Raw genomic sequence first — 16891 nt, 5'->3', positions numbered from 1 at the left:
ATGGTCAACGGACTCTCACTCGACCTCGATCAGCCGGCGTACGCGGCCGCGTTCGCCGAGCTGCACCGCCTCACCGGGCAGGCGCGCGGTGCACCGGCCGATGTCGCCGGCACCACGGGCAACTTCACGGTCACCTCGACCTTGCGCGACGACCACCACACCGTCGTCACGGTCGGCGGGTCGATCGACGCGCGGGCCCTCCGCCTCCTGGCCGCGCACTTCGCCGGGCTGCTCCACGCCGGCACGCGGCACCTGGTGGTCGATCTGTCCCGGGTCGAGCAGGTGGACGACAGCCTCTTCGCACTGATGCACCGGGTCGAGGACCGGCTGACGACGCTGGGCGGCCTGTTCGAGCTGACCGGGCTCGCGCCGCCCGTGCTGTACGCGATGGACGACGCCCTGCTGGGCGAGGTCTTCTCCTGGTACCGCGCCGTCATCGACGACCCGAAACCGCGGGCCGCGCTGTGGTCGGCGTTGCGCTGCCCGCACGGGCTCGAGGACGTCGCGGAGCCCGGATCCGCGGACCGGTACCGGACCTTCATCGACACGGCCGCCCACGGCCGCGGCGAGCGATGGGGAAAGCGCCGGTGAGAGCGGTCACCGAACGACCGAAACGACGGACGTGGCTTCGGATGTTCGGAGCCGGCCTGGTCCTGTGGATCCTGTCCGCGGTCGTCACCTACCTGACCGGGAACCCCAACCTCATCCCCACTTTGGTGCTGCTGGGCAGCTTCCTGGTGCCGGTGACCTTCGTGGCGTGGGCGTTCGAGCGCCGGGACTCCGGCGAGCTCACCGCCGAACTCGTGTTCCGCACGTTCGTCGTCGGCGGGGTGCTCGGCGTGCTCGGGGCGTCGGTGCTGGAGACGTACCTGCTGCACCCGTCGCCGTGGCTGTACGTCGGGGTCGGGCTCATCGAGGAGGCGGTCAAGCTGGCCGCGCTCGCCCTGCTGACCCGGCGCCTGGCCGTGAAGTCCCTGCGCGACGGGTTGATCCTGGGTGCCGCGGTCGGGTTCGGGTTCGCCGCCTTCGAGTCGGCCGGGTACGCGCTGACCGCGTTGTTCACCCCGCAAGGACTGTCTCTGGCGGACCTGGTGACCACCGAGCTGCTGCGCGGGCTCCTCGCCCCGGTCGGGCACGGGCTGTGGACCGCCGTGCTCGGCGGGCTCCTGTTCGCGTGGAGCACCCGCGACCACTTCCTCCTCACCACCCGGCTCGTACTGGCCTACCTGGGCGTCTCGCTGCTGCACGCGCTGTGGGACTCGATGTCCGTGATCTCCCTGTACCTCACGCTGGTGCTGACCGGTCAGCCGTGGCAGTACGAACTCCTGGTGCGGGGCCTTCCGGCTGCGCCGACCGGCGCCCAGGTCGGGCTGTACACGACGCTGACCTGGGTGGGTCAGGGCCTGATCGCGGCGATCGGCGTGGTGTGGCTGCTGGTGCTGGTCGCGCGGGCGCGCCGGGAGCGGCGGGGCACGCCGCCGGCGTGGGCCTACCGCGTGGCGACGTCCCGGCATCCGGCTCTTCCACTCTGACCTCGACGTGGCCGGGCCGCGTGGTTTGGCCGGCCTCCCCGGGGAAACCGACGAGTTTCGACGAGCGAGGTGAGCCGGATGACCGCACCACACCAGCTGGCCGTCGGGGTACTGGCCGACGAAGGCCTGCCGGAGCAGGTGATCACGACGATCGCCGACGACCTACCCGAAATCTTCGCCACCCGGATCAGCGGAGAGACACAGTGGCGGGTGGACCACGAAGTGGACCAGCTGCCCCTGGACGAAGACGGTGACATCCCGATGCGCACGCTGTCGGAGCGCCACCGGCAGGACCGGGGCTGGGACCTGCTGGTCCTGGTCACCGACCTGCCCCGGCGGGCGGGAACGAAACCCGTCGTCGCGGGCGTCGACGTCGAGCACGGCGTCGCGATGATCTCCCTGCCCGCCCTCGGCGCCGTCCTGGTGCGACGCCGGGTCCGGGCGTTGCTGGTCCGCGTGGTGCGGCAACTGGTATCGCGGCGGCTCGGGCTCGACGGGGACCAGCGCCGGCAACCGACGATGGCACGGTTGCACGAGGCGCTGGCCCCGACCCAGCGGATGTCCGGCGGACACCAGTCCGCCGCGACGCACCTGGCCCTGGTCGGGCTGCGGGGCCGGCTGCGGCTGCTGGCCGGGATGGTGCGGGACAACCGCCCGTGGCAGCTCGTCCCGCACCTGGCCGGCGCCACCGCGGCAGCGGCCGGCACCGCCGCCTACGGCGTCATCACCAGTTCGTTCTGGAAGCTCGCCGACGCGCTGTCCCCGCTGCGGCTGACGGGGATCACGGTCGTCACCGTCCTGGTCATGGCACTGTGGTTGATGGTGTACAACCACCTGTGGGACCGGCCTTCCGGGAGCGTCGAGCGACGCAAGGCCGTGCTGTACAACGCATCCACGGCGGCCACGCTGGCGATCGGGGTGGCGTGCATGTACGCGATCCTGTACGTGGTCGCGCTGCTCGCGGCGGCCGTCCTGATCGACAGCGGCTATTTCGCGCAGACCCTCGGGCACCCGGTCGGCGTGGGCTCGTACCTGAACCTGGTGTGGCTGTGCAGTTCGGTCGGGATCGTCGCCGGCGCGCTCGGGTCGAGCCTGGAGGACGAGGAGACCGTCCGCAAGGCGACCTACAGCCGCCGTGAGCGGGAACGCCGACAACGAAACCAGCGCGGGCGGGAAGACCGGAAGTCCGCCGAACGGGAATGCCCCACACAACCCGAGTGAGGGACGGCCCTGCAGACAGATCATGATCCCGGTCACGCACCAGATCGACGTCGGGCGATGTACCCAGGACCGCCTGCGTCGTGGGCCGGCGAGCCGATCCGGGCCGAGATCGAGCCGCCGCGCGCCACCGAGTGTGTTTGATCGACCCGATCGGGGGGAATTACGCAGCCCGAGAAGGAACCGGCACCACCTCCCGGCTGCCGGCCTTCGTGAGAAAAGGAGCTTCCGACCGTGATCGTCCTCGGTGTCATCCTGCTTATCATCGGCTTCATCGTCGGCATCCCGGCGCTGTACACGATCGGCATCGTCCTCGCCGTCGCCGGCGTCGTCCTCGCCATCCTGGGCGGAACCGGACGCAAGGTCGGCGGCCGCGCACACTGGTTCTGAGCCGCGAAACCCCCAGCGGCCCAAAGCCCACTGACCCGTTTCAGGGCCGGAGCTTCGGCTCCGGCCCTGAAACGCGCCCGGCCGCACCCGAGCAGGAGACCGATGACGAGGTACGGGGCACACCACCCCCTCGTCTCGGGAACGACGTGCCAACGACGGCCAGGCATACGCAGGAGCACCAAAGAATTGGCGCTCGGCGGCCCCGACATGACAGCGGCTGTCGTACAGGCCGGTCGGCGGCGGGTGAGCCCCGTTCACGCCCAGGCCGTGCGCCGACCCCGCACGACGGGCGAGGCAGGTTCAGCGATGCCGGCCCTCCTCCCCACAAGGTCGGCGCTTCCCGAATGGTGGCAGGATCTCCTCGCCGTCCTTCCTGCCACCTCGGCCAGGCCCGGCGATGGCCACTTTCCGGGCCCGGCCGACCCTTTCGACAGGGTCCGGCCTCGGCAGAACTCCTGAAACGACCACGTTCCACCGGGAAAAGGGCCTCGTGGTCGCGTCTCCCCGCACACCGGATCTGCTCACCGCCCGAGCGGCGCCCGGTGGCCCCGTGCCCGCCTTCGCCGTCTCAGGCCGCGGACCTCCGCCGCAGCCAAGCTTCGAGGACGGCGGCGACCACCTCTCGTGCCGGCTCCGCCACGACCGCGCCTTCGGGGCCGACCTCAAGCAGCGGACACCGGAACCAGAACGCCTCGGCGATCCAGTTCACCGCCCTGATCTCTTCGACGTCGGCCCGGGCGACCCCGTGCGGGCCCGGGGTGGACAACCGGCGGACCAGACGCAACTGCCGGTCGGACAACTGGCCCAGGATGATCTCGAGATCATCGCGGACGTCCTCGGTGTCGAACCATTCTCTCGTTCCCGCCACCATCTGCACACCCTCCCCGTCTTCGGGACACCGTCGACCAGTTACGCGCACACTGATACCCCGCTCGTGGTCGTCTCATACATCCGATTTCCGATCGTCGCGCGAGCCCATCCAGTCCTCTGTGGACTGATCGAGCTCGTCCGGTTGTCCGGTCCACCTACACCTGGTGGTTGCGACGGCGTGGCCGGGAGTTCCGCCGTGGCCTGCCGGCCACGCATCCGGTATCTGTCACCCTATCGACGACTTGGTGGTTGTCATCCATTGGATGACATGTTAGAACTGTGGGGCGTGTTGACGACCAGATCAACGACCCCAGGAGGTGGAACCCGTGTTGATGCGCACCGACCCGTTCCGTGAGCTGGACCGCTTCGCCCAGCAGATGCTCGGCAGCGCGACCCCCGGAACCTGGTCCAAGCCCGCCGCGATGCCGATGGACGCCTACCGCGACGGCGACGAGTTCGTCGTCTGCTTCGACCTGCCCGGCGTCTCCCCCGACGCCATCGACCTCGACGTCGAACGCAACGTCCTGACCGTCAAGGCCGAACGACGGCCACTCGCCGGCGGCGACGTCCAGATGCAGGTGTCCGAACGGCCGCTGGGCGTGTTCTCCCGCCAGCTGTTCCTCGGCGACACCCTCGACACCGACCACATCGCCGCGGGCTACGAGGCCGGAGTCCTGACCCTGCGCATCCCGATCGCCGAAAAAGCCAAGCCCCGGCGCATCGAGATCACCGGCACCACCGGCGACCGCAAGGAAATCCAGGCCTGACGAGCCGACCGCGCGCAGGACCGGCGTCCCCGAGCCGGTCCTGCGCGCGTCGCCTGTCCCGAAAGGCACCCGCACCCGTGACCGCATCGCTGCACCTCCCGACCGGCCACCCTGCCCTCACCGCCTTGTGGGCCTATCTGGCCGACGTGACCACCGCACTGGGCATCGGCCCCGAATCCTGCACCGTCGACCACGACACCCCGGTCTCCGCCTACATCGCCCTCGACGAGCGCCTGCCCGGCTACCCCGGTCACGACGTCGCCCTCCTGTGGGACGAGATCCGCGGCTGGGCCGCCGCCGTCGAAACCCACTCCGCCGACGACCCCGTCGTCGTGCGCTACCTCGGCGGACCCACCATCACCCCGGCACCCGGGAACGTCGCGCGGTTCGTCGCCGCCCTGCGCGAAGACGACCACCGCGTCGGCCGGCTCGACCCACCCACTCTGCGCACCGCGGAGAGCCTGGCCGAACTCGACGCCGCGCTGCGCGACCGGAGCGCGACGTGACCCCCGGTGCCCTGCCGCTACCGGTGTCCTTCGCCCTCGCCGTGCGCGGCTACGACCGCGAGCAGGTCGACGAGCACCTGGCCGAACTGCACGACGAGATCCGGCTGCTGACCCTGGACCGCGACGCCGCCATCGCCGAAGCCGAAACCCTGCTCCGGCGCCTGGAAACGGCCCGCGGCGAGGCCGACGACCTCCGCGCTCGGCTGAACCGCCTGGCCCTGTCGCCCGCCGATCCGGACGCGGTCGGTGAGCGGGTGCGGCTCGTGCTCGAATGCGCTCGCGCCGAAGCCGACGCCATCATCGCCTCGGCCCGCCATCGAGCCGCGGCCGTGCGGGAGCGGGCCGCCGAGGCGGAACGGCGCACAGCGGCCCGGTTACGCGCGATCGACGACTTCCTGGCCCGCGCCGAGGACGTCCTGGCCGAAGAACGGCCGCAACCCCCGCTCCGGCAAGCCGGCCTCACCGCCGCCTGACCCCGCACATCCCCCACGGAAGACGATGACGAACACCCAGGCACGCGCCGCGGCGGAAAAGATCTTCGCCGCGGCCGCCGAACTCGGCAGCACGCGGCAGGAAGCCGTCCTCGTGACCCGCGCCGTCCACGCGGTCAAGAACGGCCGCCCGACGGACGTCGCGCTCACCGACACCGAGCAACACCAGCGACGCAAACTCGCCCACATCGTCGGGACCGTCCTGTGGGATCCCGCCCTCGACGCCACGGAGGTGCTCACCGCGGTCACCGACACCCGCAACCGGGTAACAGCACGGCCGGGAGCCGCACAAGCGGCGTGATGCGGCAGCAGCCCAGTGGCACGGCGCTGTTCTGCCGGGCACTTCCACCCCACAGTGGCGCACTGGGCCCGTGGCGGGCTGCGCTGCGCCATACGCCCGCCAGGCGGCAGCACGCAACTCCGTCGGCGAAAGGCGGTGGCCCGGCCCTGACGGCAGCGGACGGGGAGCCCACGATGCCTCAGCTCGAACACGGCCGGGCCACCACGCCGTTCTGGTACCCGCGGACCGGCCGCGCAAACGAAACCCGCGCCGATCAGGCCGGTTCTTGTCCACAGTGGACTTCACGAGCGGCCGACCACCAGCTTCACGAGCCGAGGACGCGCTTCACCACCTGGTCGGCCACCTCCCGCAGCTTCACGTTCTGCCGCTGCGACTCCTCGACGAGCACGGTGAACGCGGCTTCGGCGTCGATCTTCTGGATCGCCATCAACATGCCCTTGGCCTGGTCGATGACCGAGCGGGAGGTGAGGGCCAGCTGCAGGTGCCCGGCCGTCTCCCGGGCATCCAGGTAGCGGTGGTAGACGCGCAGCACCGCCTCCACCGCGGCGGTGTAGAGCTCCAGCAGCTGCGCGTCGATGTCGGCGAATCCGTCGTCCTGCTGCCCGTAGCAGTTGATGGCGCCCGAGAACTGCTCGTCGGCCACGAGCGGGGCCGCGAGAAAACTGCCGAAACCGGCGTCCAAAGCGCCCCGGGTGAAGTCCGGCCAGCGTTCGGCCGCGCCGGACACCGTCGTGCGGACCAGTTTCCCGCTGCGCATCGCGTCCAGGCACGGACCCGTGCCGATCCGGTACTGGTCCTCGTCGAGGGCCGTGACGCGCTCGCTCGTCGAGGCCGAGGTGTACGGCCGAGTGCCGTGCGAAAGTGTGACGCTCGCCTCGTCGACGCCCGGGACCGCGTGCACCACCTGCAGGCACACGTGCCTCAGCACCACGCGGAAGTCGTCTTCCCGGCTCAGGATGGCGGTCAGCGACTCCAGCGCCCCGGTGACATCGTCCAGCAGCGGGGCGACCGTCCGGGTCGAGTCCGGCCGTTCCATGGGCTCTCCTCAATGATCATGACCAGCGAGCCACCCACGGGTACCCACTTCCGCCGAACCCAAAGGTCCCGGCACGTTTGTCCGGGCGCATCGGTGGTATTCCGCGCACATGTCGGGAATGACCGTGCCGGCCCCGCTGCCGCTCGACCGCGAAGTCGCCGGAGTCGCCGCGCGGCTGTCCGGGCTGCTGCTCTCACGCGAGACCGTGAACTCCGTGCTCGAACTGGTCGTCACGCTGGCGGGCACGTCCCTCCCGCGAGCGGCGGGCGCCGGGGTGACGCTGCTCGCCGAGGACGGCACTCCGGCCACGACGGCGGCATCCGGTGCGGGTGTGCACGAGGCCGACGAACAGCAATACGCCCTCGGGGAAGGCCCCTGCCTCACGGCGCTGGCCGAAGGCGCGCCGGTGCGGATCGACGACACCGCCACCGACCGGCGCTGGCCCCGCTGGTGCGCCGCGGCCGCCGAGGCGGGGTTGCGCTCGGTGCTCACCGTCCCGCTGCTGACCGGAGGCGGCTGCCTCGGCGCCATCAAGGTCTACGCCGCCGCGCCCAGCGCCTTCGGCCCGTCCGACGAACACACTCTGACGACGCTCGCCACCAAGGCCGAAGCCCTCGTAGCCCAGGCCCGCGTCTACGACCGAGCCGGCGATTCCAGCGAAGAGTTCAAGCGGGTGCTGCGCGAGCGGGACACCGTCACGATGGCCCGCGGTTTCCTCATGGCGCGAGAAGCACTCAGCGAGCAAGCCGCCGCCGAACGGCTGCTGTCGCTCGCGCGGACCGAGGGGCGGGCTCCGGCCGACATCGCCGTCGACATCCTCTCCGCAAGCTCGGAGCCGCGGGGGTCCCGATGATCCCGCTCCCCGAACAGGAGCAGCAAGAGCTGCTCACGGCCTGTTTCCGGCGGTGTGAGCTGACGCTCGAGCAGCTGTGGGCGCGGTACTTCGCGCTGGGTGGCGGCCAGAACATGCTGGAGGTGGACGCCTACCTCCACGGTCTGGCGCCGCTGCCCCGCATCGATCGCGACATGCTGGCGCACGCCGTCAACGAACGCCTCGACGAGCTCAGCGGACCGAAACGAGCGCCCTACAGCCACCCGACGCAGCCCGCGAAGCCCCTGCGTGGTCCGCTGCGGGCTCTCGTCGACCTGCTCGAAGGTACCCACCGGGCGCCGCCGGAGCGCCTGCCGGCCGCGGTGACGGCCGCCGCCGACGCGCTCAACCTCCGGGTCGAGGTCCACCTGGCCGACTACGACCAGAACGTGCTGGTCCCGCTCCTGCCGGCCACCTCACCCGGCCTCGACATCGAGACCACCACCGCCGGCGAGGTCTTCCGAAGTGCGAGCTCGGCCGTCGCCCGCGACGCCGGTGTGCCCGTGCTGTGGACGGTCCTGCTCGACGGCGTCGAACGGCTCGGCGTCCTCGAGGTGACCTCGACCGACGGCACCGATCCGGACGACCCGGTGCTGCGCCAGCAGTGCCAGTGGCTGGCGACGCTGATCGGTCACCTCGTGACCAGCGTGACGCAGTACGGCGACGGGCTCGACGTCCAGCGCCGCCGGCACCACCGCGGTTCGCCGTCCGAGCTGCTCTGGCACGCCCTGCCCCCGTTGACCGGCGCGACCGACGCCGTCGTCGTCGGCGCGAGCATGCGGCCCGCCTACGAGCTGTCCGGTACGGCCTTCGACTACTCCCTGTCCGAGCACCGAGCCCAGCTCGCCCTGTTCGACACCGGCGCGCGGGGCGGGGCCCCGAGCCTCGCCGTCGTCACCGCGCTCTCCGCGTACCGTTCCGCGCGGCGCGACGGTGCCTCGCTGGCCGCGCAGCACGCGGCGATCGCCGGCATCCTCGGCGAGCACCCGGACACGCCGGCGGTCAACGAACTCGTGGCCGAGCTCGACCTGCACACCGGAGACCTGCGGTGGCTCGCCGCCGGGAGCCGGGCGCCCGTCATCGTCCACCGCGGCGGGTCGCCCGGGCCGAGGGCCGGCCAGGAAACCGGCCAGGTACGGCTCCGGCCCGGCGACCTGTTCGCTGCGTGCTGCCGGGGCACGCTGGAAACGCGAAACCCGTCCGGGGCACCGTTCGGCGCCGAAGGCGTCCAGCGGGCCGTCGATCGCCACGCGGATTCACCGGCGCCGGAGATCGCGCGCAAGATCACCGAAGCGGTCGCGGACCACCACGGTTCGGCGCTGCCCGACGACGTCGGCGTGGTGGTCGTCCGGTGGACCCCCATCGCCTGAAGCGCGGGTGAAAGAGCGGAATCTCCCTCCTCACCGTGCGCGCACACCGATGACACCTCCTACTCGTGTGGGTGATCCCAATCCTGCACTTTCGTGTGCACTATTCAGCGCTTCCTGGCGCGGACAGCCGCCTGTCCCTACCGTCCACCTCATCGTCGGAGATCAGGTGAACGTTGATCATCGCTCCCGCGAGTAACGAATTTCCGGCCCAGACTCCTGCCGGCCCAGGCTGACAAGTCGGTGGAGGAAAACAGTGGACGGCGAATTCGACAGCCTGCGTTCGGCGGGGAGCCGGCGCCGAGGTGGTGTGACCGCGGGGCTGTGCGCGGCCGTGACGATTCTCGGTCTTGGCCTCGTATCCGGGGTGCCGCAGGCTGTTGCCGCCGAAGCGCCCGTCGGGCTCGGCACCGCGGGAGCCTATTCCGTGCTGGGAGGACAAACGGTGACCAACACCGGCCCCAGCACGCTGGACCGAAACCTCGGAGTCTTTCCCGGTACCGCGATCACCGGCTTCCCGCCCGGCACCGCGGCCGGCGCCACACACGCGGGCGACGCCGTGGCCCAGCAAGCCCAATCCGACCTCGTCGTCGCCTACGACGACGCCGCCGGCCGCGCGCCGACCGCAAACGTCGCGGGTGACCTCGTAGGCCAGACCCTGGTCGGTGGCGTCTACAAGTCGACCGGCCCGCTCGCGATCAGCGGGACCCTGACCCTGGACGGCCAGGGTGACTCCAGCACCGTCTGGATCTTCCAGGTCGCCTCCACGTTGATCACGGCGTCGGCAAGCACCGTGAACCTGATCAACGGCGCCCAGGCGTGCCACGTGTTCTGGCAGGTCGGCAGCTCGGCGACGCTGGGGACGAACTCGAACTTCGCCGGCACGATCATGGCCTTGACCTCGATCACGGCGACCACCGGCACCGTCGTCGCCGGACGCGCACTCGCCCGCAACGGCCAGGTCTCCCTCGACGACAACACCTTCACCACCGGCACCTGCGACACGACCCCCACCACGACGCCGACCACCACCGCGCCCACCACCACCCCGCCGGGCACAGACTCCACGACTCCGACCACATCGGACACCGGCACGACCAGCGACACGAACACGGGGACCATGACGGACACGACGTCCTCCCCCGGCAGCGGAACGAGCAGCACGGCAGGAGCGGGCCTCGGCACGACCCGAACCGACCTCGACCACACCCACGGCAACGGACAGCCCGACAACGTGCCCACCGGCACGTCCGATCTCGCCGGCACCGGGGCCAGTCCGCTCCTGGGTCCGCTGGTCGGATTGGGAGCGTTGCTCCTCGTCTTCGGCGGATTGCTGCTGGCGGTCGCCTATCGCCGCAGGACGAGGCGTAGGTACTAGAGCGGTTCCGCGACACGACGTCCACGGCCCGCGGCCGCACGGGTTGCGGTCAGAAGACTTCGTCGTCCGGGTAACGCAAGACTTCCGTTTCCGTGCGCGCCCACCAGAACCCGGCGACGTGATCGAACAGGTGCGTGGTGACGGGAAGCCCGACGGTCCGCACGGAGCCGTCGGCCACCCGCAGCACGCGCTGACGGCCACCGGACTTGAAGACCGGAGTGAGGATCACGTACTCGCCACCGTGGGTGAAGCGCCCGTCCACACCGTGCTTGCCGGACCGCTCGTGCAACCCGGTTTCTTCCCAGATCCGGGCGGTGACCCGGCCGTCCGGCCCCAGCCGGTAACAGCCGTAGAAGTCCACCCCGTGCTTGCGGCGCGCCCACAACCCCCGCCCCACGACGAACACCACGCGCTCGTCGCCGTCGGTCCACACATCGCCCAGATCGGGCAGCTGGTCCGGGTCCTCCTGGCCGGCGGCCGGGAAGTCCGCGGCCACCAGGCTGAGCACGTCGCCGTAGACCGCGGTCCCCGCGTCGACGACCAGGTCCCGCAGGTAGCGCGGCTCGTCGTGGTTGAACTGCTGGCGCACCGGCCACGCCCGGCCATCGGCGCTGTGCGCGGTCCACCCGGCCACCACCGGCGGCGCCGGAGCGGGCACGTCCGGCCCCGGATCGACCAGCAGCTCGTCGAGGTCCGCGCCCACCCGAAGCACCCGGTCGTGGTTCATCGCGACGACCGGTTCGCCGCCACCCACCAGCAACGCCGCCCGATCGAACAAGCCCGGATCGGGCAAGAGGAGCTCACGCACGCCCGACTCGACGTCGGCGACCAGCAAGACGGTCCGCTCACCGCCGTCGCGGTGCCCGACCAGCGCGGCCCGCCCCGCGTCGATCGCCGCCGCCGTGTCCGGGAAAACGACGTCCACTCCGTCCGGGATGATCACGCCCGCGACCCTACCGCCGGAAACGCCGGTGCCGAACCGCCCCGTCTCGTTCGAGGCGCCGACCCGACCTCCGCCGCCGGCTCGCCAAGTACCCCTGAATGCCGCCGCCCTCATGCGGAACTACTCCTCGCGTGGGACTGGCTCCAGCTATGACGATCGTGAGCACCGGTCGTTCTTGCCGAGGCGCGGAGCGAAGGTGCCACCGACTTGTTGGTGGCGGACGGTCTCCGCCGGCCAGGACATGCCAGTTTGACGCGAAGTCCGGTCGGCCGCGCCAGCCGACCTGGCTGAGTGACCGCTGTCCGGCACTTTTCCGGGATCTTCGGCCCAGCGCATGGCTTCGGCTGCACATCGGCACGCGGCGCAGGGCCGCGTGCCGAGTCGGGATCAGTCGCCGGTGCGGATTCCGGTGTTGCGGCGCTGCGCTTCGTGGAGCTGGTCTTCGAGGGTGATGATGCGGCACGCGGCGTCGACGGCGGTACCGCTGTCGACCAGTTCCCGCACCCGCGCGGCCAGGCGCAGCTGGTGCCGGGAGTAGCGGCGGTGCCCGCCGGCGGAGCGTTGCGGGGTGATCAGTCCGGCTTCGTCGAGACTGCGCAGGAAGCCTTGGGTGGCGCCGAGGATGTCGGCGGCCCGGCCCATCGTGTAGGCGGGGTAGTGCTCGTCGTCGAACTTGTCGGCCGTTCTGGGCGTGGCCGGGCCTTGTTGGTCAGGGATCATCGCACCTCCACGTCACAGAGGACCCCGGGTGCCACTGCGGCACCCGGGGTCCTCAAGGGTTGGGACTTTCACCATTGTCAACCGGCGCGACCGCCGGCGTCCTGCACCCGCGTCCAGCCGAAAGCCGGATTCCGCGGGGATCGCTTACTCGTGACCGAGCACCACCTCCGAACTCGATGGAACTGCGGCACCCGCGCGGCACTACCCGGCCGCTGCGGGCGATCCAATGATGTTCCCGTTCCCTTCTTTCCTGTGTTTTCCACTTACTCGGTACTGCAACTGCAACTGCAACTTCGCTTGCTGCGGACGTCACTGCCGGAACCCTTCCACTGATCGGTCCCAGCACGCTGACGCCGCTGGTCACTGCCCGGAGCCCCGTTCACTGATCGGCCCCGGCCACCTGACCGGTCCTGCTACTGCACGTACACACAACAACTACTGGTACTGCTGATCTTCGACTAGCGGTACTGCAACTGCCGTAAACACTGATACTGCTGTTCTTCACGGGCACCTTAGCTCTACCCGAGTCCTGCACATCCGCTCCGGACCGGTACTGCTCGGTCGAACCTTCTTCACGACCCGGTCCTGGAGTACTACTCCCGGTCACCAGCCGAAACCTTGTTCCCTTGATCGGCTCCGTGCTGCCTGACCGCCTTGTCTCACTTCGCGGGTAGTTACGTCATCTCCCGCGCCTGCTTGACGTTGTCTCTCTCGGTACGAGGAGAACACTACACACGCCGGTCGTTGAATGTCTACTCCGGGCGGCATAGATTTTCTGAAGGCAGTCGAACGGGTGACGAGGAGGACGTACGGCCATGAACGATGACATCACGCAGCAGGGCCCGCTCGAAGAGCGGTATGGCCTGGTCGGAGTGCGTGACATGGCCGAGTACGCCGAAGCCTTGACGCGGTTGCTGGAGCGGGGCCGGCGGGAGCGGTGCGCGGCCGTGCTGTCGGAGGCCGAGGCCTACGCGGCGGCGGAGCTGCTCGGGCAGTTCGCCCAGCTCGACCCGCTGGCCGCGCTGAGCCAGCTGGCCGCGTCGCTGGCCGGCCGCATCTACAACCGTCTCGGCGCCTGACGATCCGACGCCGTGAACGACACGCGATGCGCACGCGACCGGAAGCGCGGTGATCATGGCCGAGCCGTCCGAGGGCGGTCCCGGGCAGGACCGGAAGACAGACCCAGGCGTGCCGGCGCGGCCGGCCGGGACCGCCGGCACCGAGCAGCGCACGCCGGCGCGTCCCCGACCTCACAAGTCAGAACACCTAGGCCGTTGTGCGGTCTCGTCCGCCATGGGGCGCAGGTACTGTCACGTACGACCCGCGGCTGCCTCGCCGCGATCGGTGTCGCGATCCTCCGGCCGCACCCGCATCCGCGCCTCCCCCCGCACACTCCACAGTGGACTCAGCCCGAAAAGACCCGAACGCGGCGGTGTCGATTGCCCTTGTTCCGGTTATCGACGCCGGGCCGATGACCGGCGCTCGCGTGACGCACGCAGGTATCCCATGACCAGGGATTCCAGGTCGGGTTCGGTGCCGGCCCAGCCTTCCGGTGCCGGCTCGGCTTCCCGCACCAGCAGGGTGGACTGGCGCTCGGTGCGGGTCGCGTTGACCAGCACTCCCTCCACAGCGGACTCGTCCGCGACCGGGCCGACCAGGATCCGGTGCCCCGCAAGGACTTCCTCGATGTCGCCGTCGACCTGAACCCGGCCTTCGTCGATCAGCAGGATGTGGTCGCACACTTCGCGCAGGTCGCTGAGCAGGTGTGAGGACATCACCACCGTGGTTCCGCGGTCGGCGACCTCGGTCATGATGATCCGCAGCGTCTCGTCGCGGGCCAGCGGATCCAGGTCGGACAGTGGTTCGTCCAGGAGCAGCAGCCGGGGAAGGCGTCCCAGCGCGACCGCGATGGCCACCTGGGTCCGGGCGCCCGCGGACAAGGTGCCGACCTTCGCGTCGTAGTCCACGCCCGCCAAGAGCCCGAGCACCTCGTGTACCCGGTCGGTGGACCACCGGTCGTTCATGGCCGCGACCGCGCGCGTCATTTCGCGCACCGTGAGGTCACGGTAGAGCGAACGGTTCTGCGCCAGGAACGAGACGTCCGGGTGAATGCGGCCGTCGACGGGAGTGCCGAAGGTCCGCAGTTCACCGGCCGTCGGGCGGACGAGGCCCGCGGCCATGCGCAGCAGGGTGCTCTTGCCCGCGCCGTTCGGGCCGACCAACGCCACGACCTTGCCCTCGGGAATGGCGAAACTGCAGTCGCGGACCGCCCAGCGGGTGCGGTACCGCTTGCCCACGGCGGTGGCGGTCAAGGGTTTCATGATCGTTCCTCAGCGGGGTAGTGCTCGTCGCGGACCACGGAGTACAGGGCGTCGACGTCCTCGACGACGAGGCCGCCCTGCCGGGCACGGCCCATCCAGCCGGCCAGCTCCTGCCGCAGCGGTGCGTCGTCGCCGGCCGTGGCCTCGGACGACAGCGACGTGGTCACGAAGGTGCCCAGGCCCCGGCGGGCCTCCACCAGCCCGTCCCGTTCCAGCTCGCGGTACGCCTTCAGCACGGTGTTGGGGTTGACGGCCGTGGCCTCGACCACCTCCCGCGCTGAGGGCAGCCGGTCGCCGGGGTTCAGCAGTCCCAGTCGCATGGCCTGTTTGACCTGCTGAATGATCTGCATGTAGGTGGAGACCCCGGAGCGCCGGTCGATCCGGAACTCGATCACATCGGACAGCATAGATGCTCCGGCAGCTCGGGGATTCCACCACGCTCAGCTCTGACGCCGCAGGAACCAGGCCGTCCCCACCAGCAGCAGGACCGCGAGTCCACCGTAGATCGACGCGTCGGCCAGGTGCACCTGCCAGGCCTGGCTCTGCGGGATGAAGTCCACGTACCTCGTGCTGAGACCGGACTGCGGCAAGCACGCCAGGTACCCCTCCTGCGAGTTCGGCGTCCCACCCTGCGGCGCCTTGCAGCCTTGGATCAGGGCGCTGACCCGGTCACCGGCGACGGGTCGCCCGGCGGCGTCGAGCCAGCCTTCGTCGATCACCAGGCTGCCGTTCTCGTGCACGTTCAGGGTCGTGTCGGGTGTGACCTCGAGGTGCTGTGCGGGTACCAGGCCGTCGACCAGGCCGGACAGAGTGAGGCGTACGACGACGAACGCGCCGAGCCCCGCGGTCATGGCCACCAGGGTGCGGCGGGACACCACGCCGAGGAAGGTGCCCAGGGTGAAGGCGAACACCGTGTAGGCAACAGGCGAGAGGTGCTCGATTCCGAAGTTCAGGGCGGTGAACGAACCGTTCATCCGCGGCCCCAGCGTGCCGGCCGCCGACAACCACCACGAGACCAGGTATTGCAGTGCGATCAGCACGATCAACGCGGGTGCCAGCGCGACGACCAGCTTGCTGAACATCCATCGGGTACGGCTCACCGACTGGGTGAAAGCCAGGACGTGGGTGCCCTGTTCGAGTTCCCGCGCGAAAAGAGGAGCTCCGATGAAGACCCCGATCAGGGCGGGCAGGCCGAGGATCGCGGCTCGCCCCATGTCGAGCGGAGCCGACCACGCCGTCGCGAAGGCTTTCACGACCTCACCGGCCGCCGGACACTCCTGGAGGGGCAGCGTCACGCAGGGGGCGAGCTGCGCCGAGTCGATGGCGCCGACCATGTTCGACCGCAGCAGGATGATGGCGCCCGCGCCGATCACCAGCATGCCGAGCAGGGTGAGCAGTTGCGGGCGCTGCCGTCGCCAGGAAACCCAGATCATGCCGCTTCCTCCTGCTGCGCCGCTTCGCGCATGCGGTTCAGGGCCAGTTCGCCGAGCGGGGTGCCGTCGGCGCTGAGCCGGTTGACGTCTCCGGCCAGCAGGACGCACCCTCGGTGGAGCAGGACCAGGTGGTCGCACACGCCTTCCAGTTCGGCCAGCACGTGCGAGGACAGCACCACGGTGATGCCTTGTGTCTTCGCTTCGGTGATCAGCGCGCGCAGCACGGTTTCGCGGGCCAGCGGGTCCAGATCGGCCAACGGCTCGTCGAGCAGCAGCAGGCTCGGACGCTTGCCCAGTGCCAGGGCCAGGGCGACACGGGTGCGCTGCCCGCCGGACAAGGTTCCCACCGCCGCGCCCATCGGCACCGCGGCCTGCCCGATCAGGTACTCGGCGTAGCGCTGATCCCAGGTCGGGTTGGTCTGCGCCCCGAACTTCAGCATCTCGGTCACGGTGAACTGCTGGTACAGCGGCTTTTGCTGGGCCAGGTAGGCCACCCCGGGGTGCAGCCCCTTGCCCGTCGGACGGTCACCGAAGACGGTGATCCCACCGGTCGTCGGGCGCAGCAACCCGGTGATCAGTCCCATCAGCGTGCTCTTGCCCGCACCATTCGGGCCGACGAGGGCCACGATCCGGTTCTTCGGGATCACCAGGGACGTCTCGCGCAGCGCCCACCCCCTGCGGTACTTCTTGCCCAAACCGCGAGCAAGGACCGGAAGTACCTGGTCAGGCTGCCTTTGCAGGTTCATG

General features: G+C 70.2%; 19 protein-coding genes and 1 pseudogene. 12 read left to right on the top strand and 8 right to left on the bottom strand.

Going from position 1 to position 16891, the window contains the following annotated elements; genetic code table 11:
- The 4 genes from OG494_RS07105 to OG494_RS07090 all read left to right on the top strand — a co-directional run bounded on the left by OG494_RS07105 (position 1) and on the right by OG494_RS07090 (position 3140).
- On the top strand, positions 1–591 hold the full coding sequence (locus OG494_RS07105) for an STAS domain-containing protein (RefSeq protein WP_328453144.1): 591 nt from the start codon (positions 1–3) through the stop codon (positions 589–591).
- Between the two features lie 41 nt (positions 592–632).
- Positions 633–1532, top strand: a complete 900-nt coding sequence (locus tag OG494_RS07100) for a PrsW family intramembrane metalloprotease (RefSeq protein WP_328453142.1) — start codon at positions 633–635, stop codon at positions 1530–1532.
- Between the two features lie 78 nt (positions 1533–1610).
- Positions 1611–2753, top strand: coding sequence for a hypothetical protein (locus OG494_RS07095; RefSeq protein WP_328453140.1), 1143 nt, complete (start codon positions 1611–1613; stop codon positions 2751–2753).
- Positions 2754–2984: 231 nt separating this feature from the next.
- Entirely contained in the window at positions 2985–3140 is a 156-nt protein-coding gene (locus tag OG494_RS07090; RefSeq protein ID WP_328453138.1) for a hypothetical protein, read from the top strand.
- A gap of 568 nt (positions 3141–3708) precedes the next feature.
- On the opposite strand, the gene OG494_RS07085 is transcribed toward OG494_RS07090, so the two are convergent.
- Entirely contained in the window at positions 3709–4011 is a 303-nt protein-coding gene (locus OG494_RS07085; protein ID WP_328453136.1) for a hypothetical protein, read from the bottom strand.
- Between the two features lie 325 nt (positions 4012–4336).
- Here OG494_RS07085 and OG494_RS07080 point away from each other — a divergent pair, with 325 nt between their 5' ends.
- From OG494_RS07080 to OG494_RS07065, 4 genes are all read left to right on the top strand, one after another.
- A complete protein-coding gene (locus OG494_RS07080; RefSeq protein WP_328453134.1) occupies positions 4337–4777 on the top strand; it encodes an Hsp20/alpha crystallin family protein in 441 nt (146 codons plus the stop codon).
- Between the two features lie 77 nt (positions 4778–4854).
- Positions 4855–5283 (top strand): DUF6292 family protein, encoded by a 429-nt coding sequence (locus OG494_RS07075; protein ID WP_328453132.1) that lies wholly within the window; start codon positions 4855–4857, stop codon positions 5281–5283.
- Positions 5280–5756: a DivIVA domain-containing protein gene (locus OG494_RS07070; protein ID WP_328453131.1), complete on the top strand. Its 477-nt coding sequence runs from the start codon at positions 5280–5282 to the stop codon at positions 5754–5756. The genes OG494_RS07075 and OG494_RS07070 overlap by 4 nt, the downstream gene beginning before the upstream one ends.
- 25 nt (positions 5757–5781) lie before the next feature.
- On the top strand, positions 5782–6075 hold the full coding sequence (locus OG494_RS07065; protein WP_328453129.1) for a hypothetical protein: 294 nt from the start codon (positions 5782–5784) through the stop codon (positions 6073–6075).
- A gap of 304 nt (positions 6076–6379) precedes the next feature.
- Here the strand turns inward: OG494_RS07065 and OG494_RS07060 are convergent, their stop codons facing one another.
- A complete protein-coding gene (locus tag OG494_RS07060; RefSeq protein WP_328453127.1) occupies positions 6380–7111 on the bottom strand; it encodes a GAF and ANTAR domain-containing protein in 732 nt (243 codons plus the stop codon).
- Between the two features lie 109 nt (positions 7112–7220).
- On the opposite strand from OG494_RS07060, the gene OG494_RS07055 reads away from it, so the two are divergent.
- The 3 genes from OG494_RS07055 (at position 7221) to OG494_RS07045 (ending at position 10727) form a co-directional block, all read left to right on the top strand.
- Positions 7221–7964 carry a GAF and ANTAR domain-containing protein gene (locus tag OG494_RS07055; protein WP_328453125.1) on the top strand — a complete coding sequence of 248 codons (744 nt, stop codon included), beginning with the start codon at positions 7221–7223 and terminating at the stop codon, positions 7962–7964.
- A complete protein-coding gene (locus OG494_RS07050) occupies positions 7961–9352 on the top strand; it encodes a PP2C family protein-serine/threonine phosphatase (RefSeq protein ID WP_328453123.1) in 1392 nt (463 codons plus the stop codon). The genes OG494_RS07055 and OG494_RS07050 overlap by 4 nt, the downstream gene beginning before the upstream one ends.
- A 253-nt stretch (positions 9353–9605) precedes the next feature.
- On the top strand, positions 9606–10727 hold the full coding sequence (locus OG494_RS07045; RefSeq protein ID WP_328453121.1) for an ice-binding family protein: 1122 nt from the start codon (positions 9606–9608) through the stop codon (positions 10725–10727).
- A gap of 49 nt (positions 10728–10776) precedes the next feature.
- Here OG494_RS07045 and OG494_RS07040 read toward each other — a convergent pair whose 3' ends face one another.
- Positions 10777–11670, bottom strand: coding sequence for a hypothetical protein (locus OG494_RS07040; protein ID WP_328453119.1), 894 nt, complete (start codon positions 11668–11670; stop codon positions 10777–10779).
- 387 nt (positions 11671–12057) lie between these two features.
- The gene (locus tag OG494_RS07035; RefSeq protein ID WP_328453117.1) at positions 12058–12390 is read right to left on the bottom strand and encodes a helix-turn-helix domain-containing protein; all 333 of its coding nucleotides are present in this window, start codon (positions 12388–12390) and stop codon (positions 12058–12060) included.
- Between the two features lie 815 nt (positions 12391–13205).
- On the opposite strand from OG494_RS07035, the gene OG494_RS07030 reads away from it, so the two are divergent.
- Positions 13206–13469 (top strand): hypothetical protein, encoded by a 264-nt coding sequence (locus OG494_RS07030; protein WP_328453115.1) that lies wholly within the window; start codon positions 13206–13208, stop codon positions 13467–13469.
- A gap of 375 nt (positions 13470–13844) precedes the next feature.
- On the opposite strand, the gene OG494_RS07025 is transcribed toward OG494_RS07030, so the two are convergent.
- The 4 genes and pseudogenes from OG494_RS07025 to OG494_RS07010 all read right to left on the bottom strand — a co-directional run.
- Entirely contained in the window at positions 13845–14711 is an 867-nt protein-coding gene (locus OG494_RS07025) for an ABC transporter ATP-binding protein (protein WP_328453114.1), read from the bottom strand.
- A complete protein-coding gene (locus OG494_RS07020; protein ID WP_442874468.1) occupies positions 14708–15106 on the bottom strand; it encodes a GntR family transcriptional regulator in 399 nt (132 codons plus the stop codon). The genes OG494_RS07025 and OG494_RS07020 overlap by 4 nt, the downstream gene beginning before the upstream one ends.
- A gap of 45 nt (positions 15107–15151) precedes the next feature.
- Positions 15152–16144, bottom strand: a complete 993-nt coding sequence (locus tag OG494_RS07015; RefSeq protein ID WP_328453111.1) for an ABC transporter permease — start codon at positions 16142–16144, stop codon at positions 15152–15154.
- Positions 16145–16371: 227 nt separating this feature from the next.
- A pseudogene (locus tag OG494_RS07010) lies at positions 16372–16890 on the bottom strand (ATP-binding cassette domain-containing protein); the annotation flags it as partial.
- Between the last annotated feature and the right edge of the window lies 1 nt (position 16891).

The organism is Amycolatopsis sp. NBC_00438 (assembly GCF_036026695.1).
GTDB lineage: Bacteria > Actinomycetota > Actinomycetes > Mycobacteriales > Pseudonocardiaceae > Amycolatopsis.
Note: the sequence above shows the minus strand (reverse complement) of the source record. Positions and strands in the feature narration are given on the sequence as shown.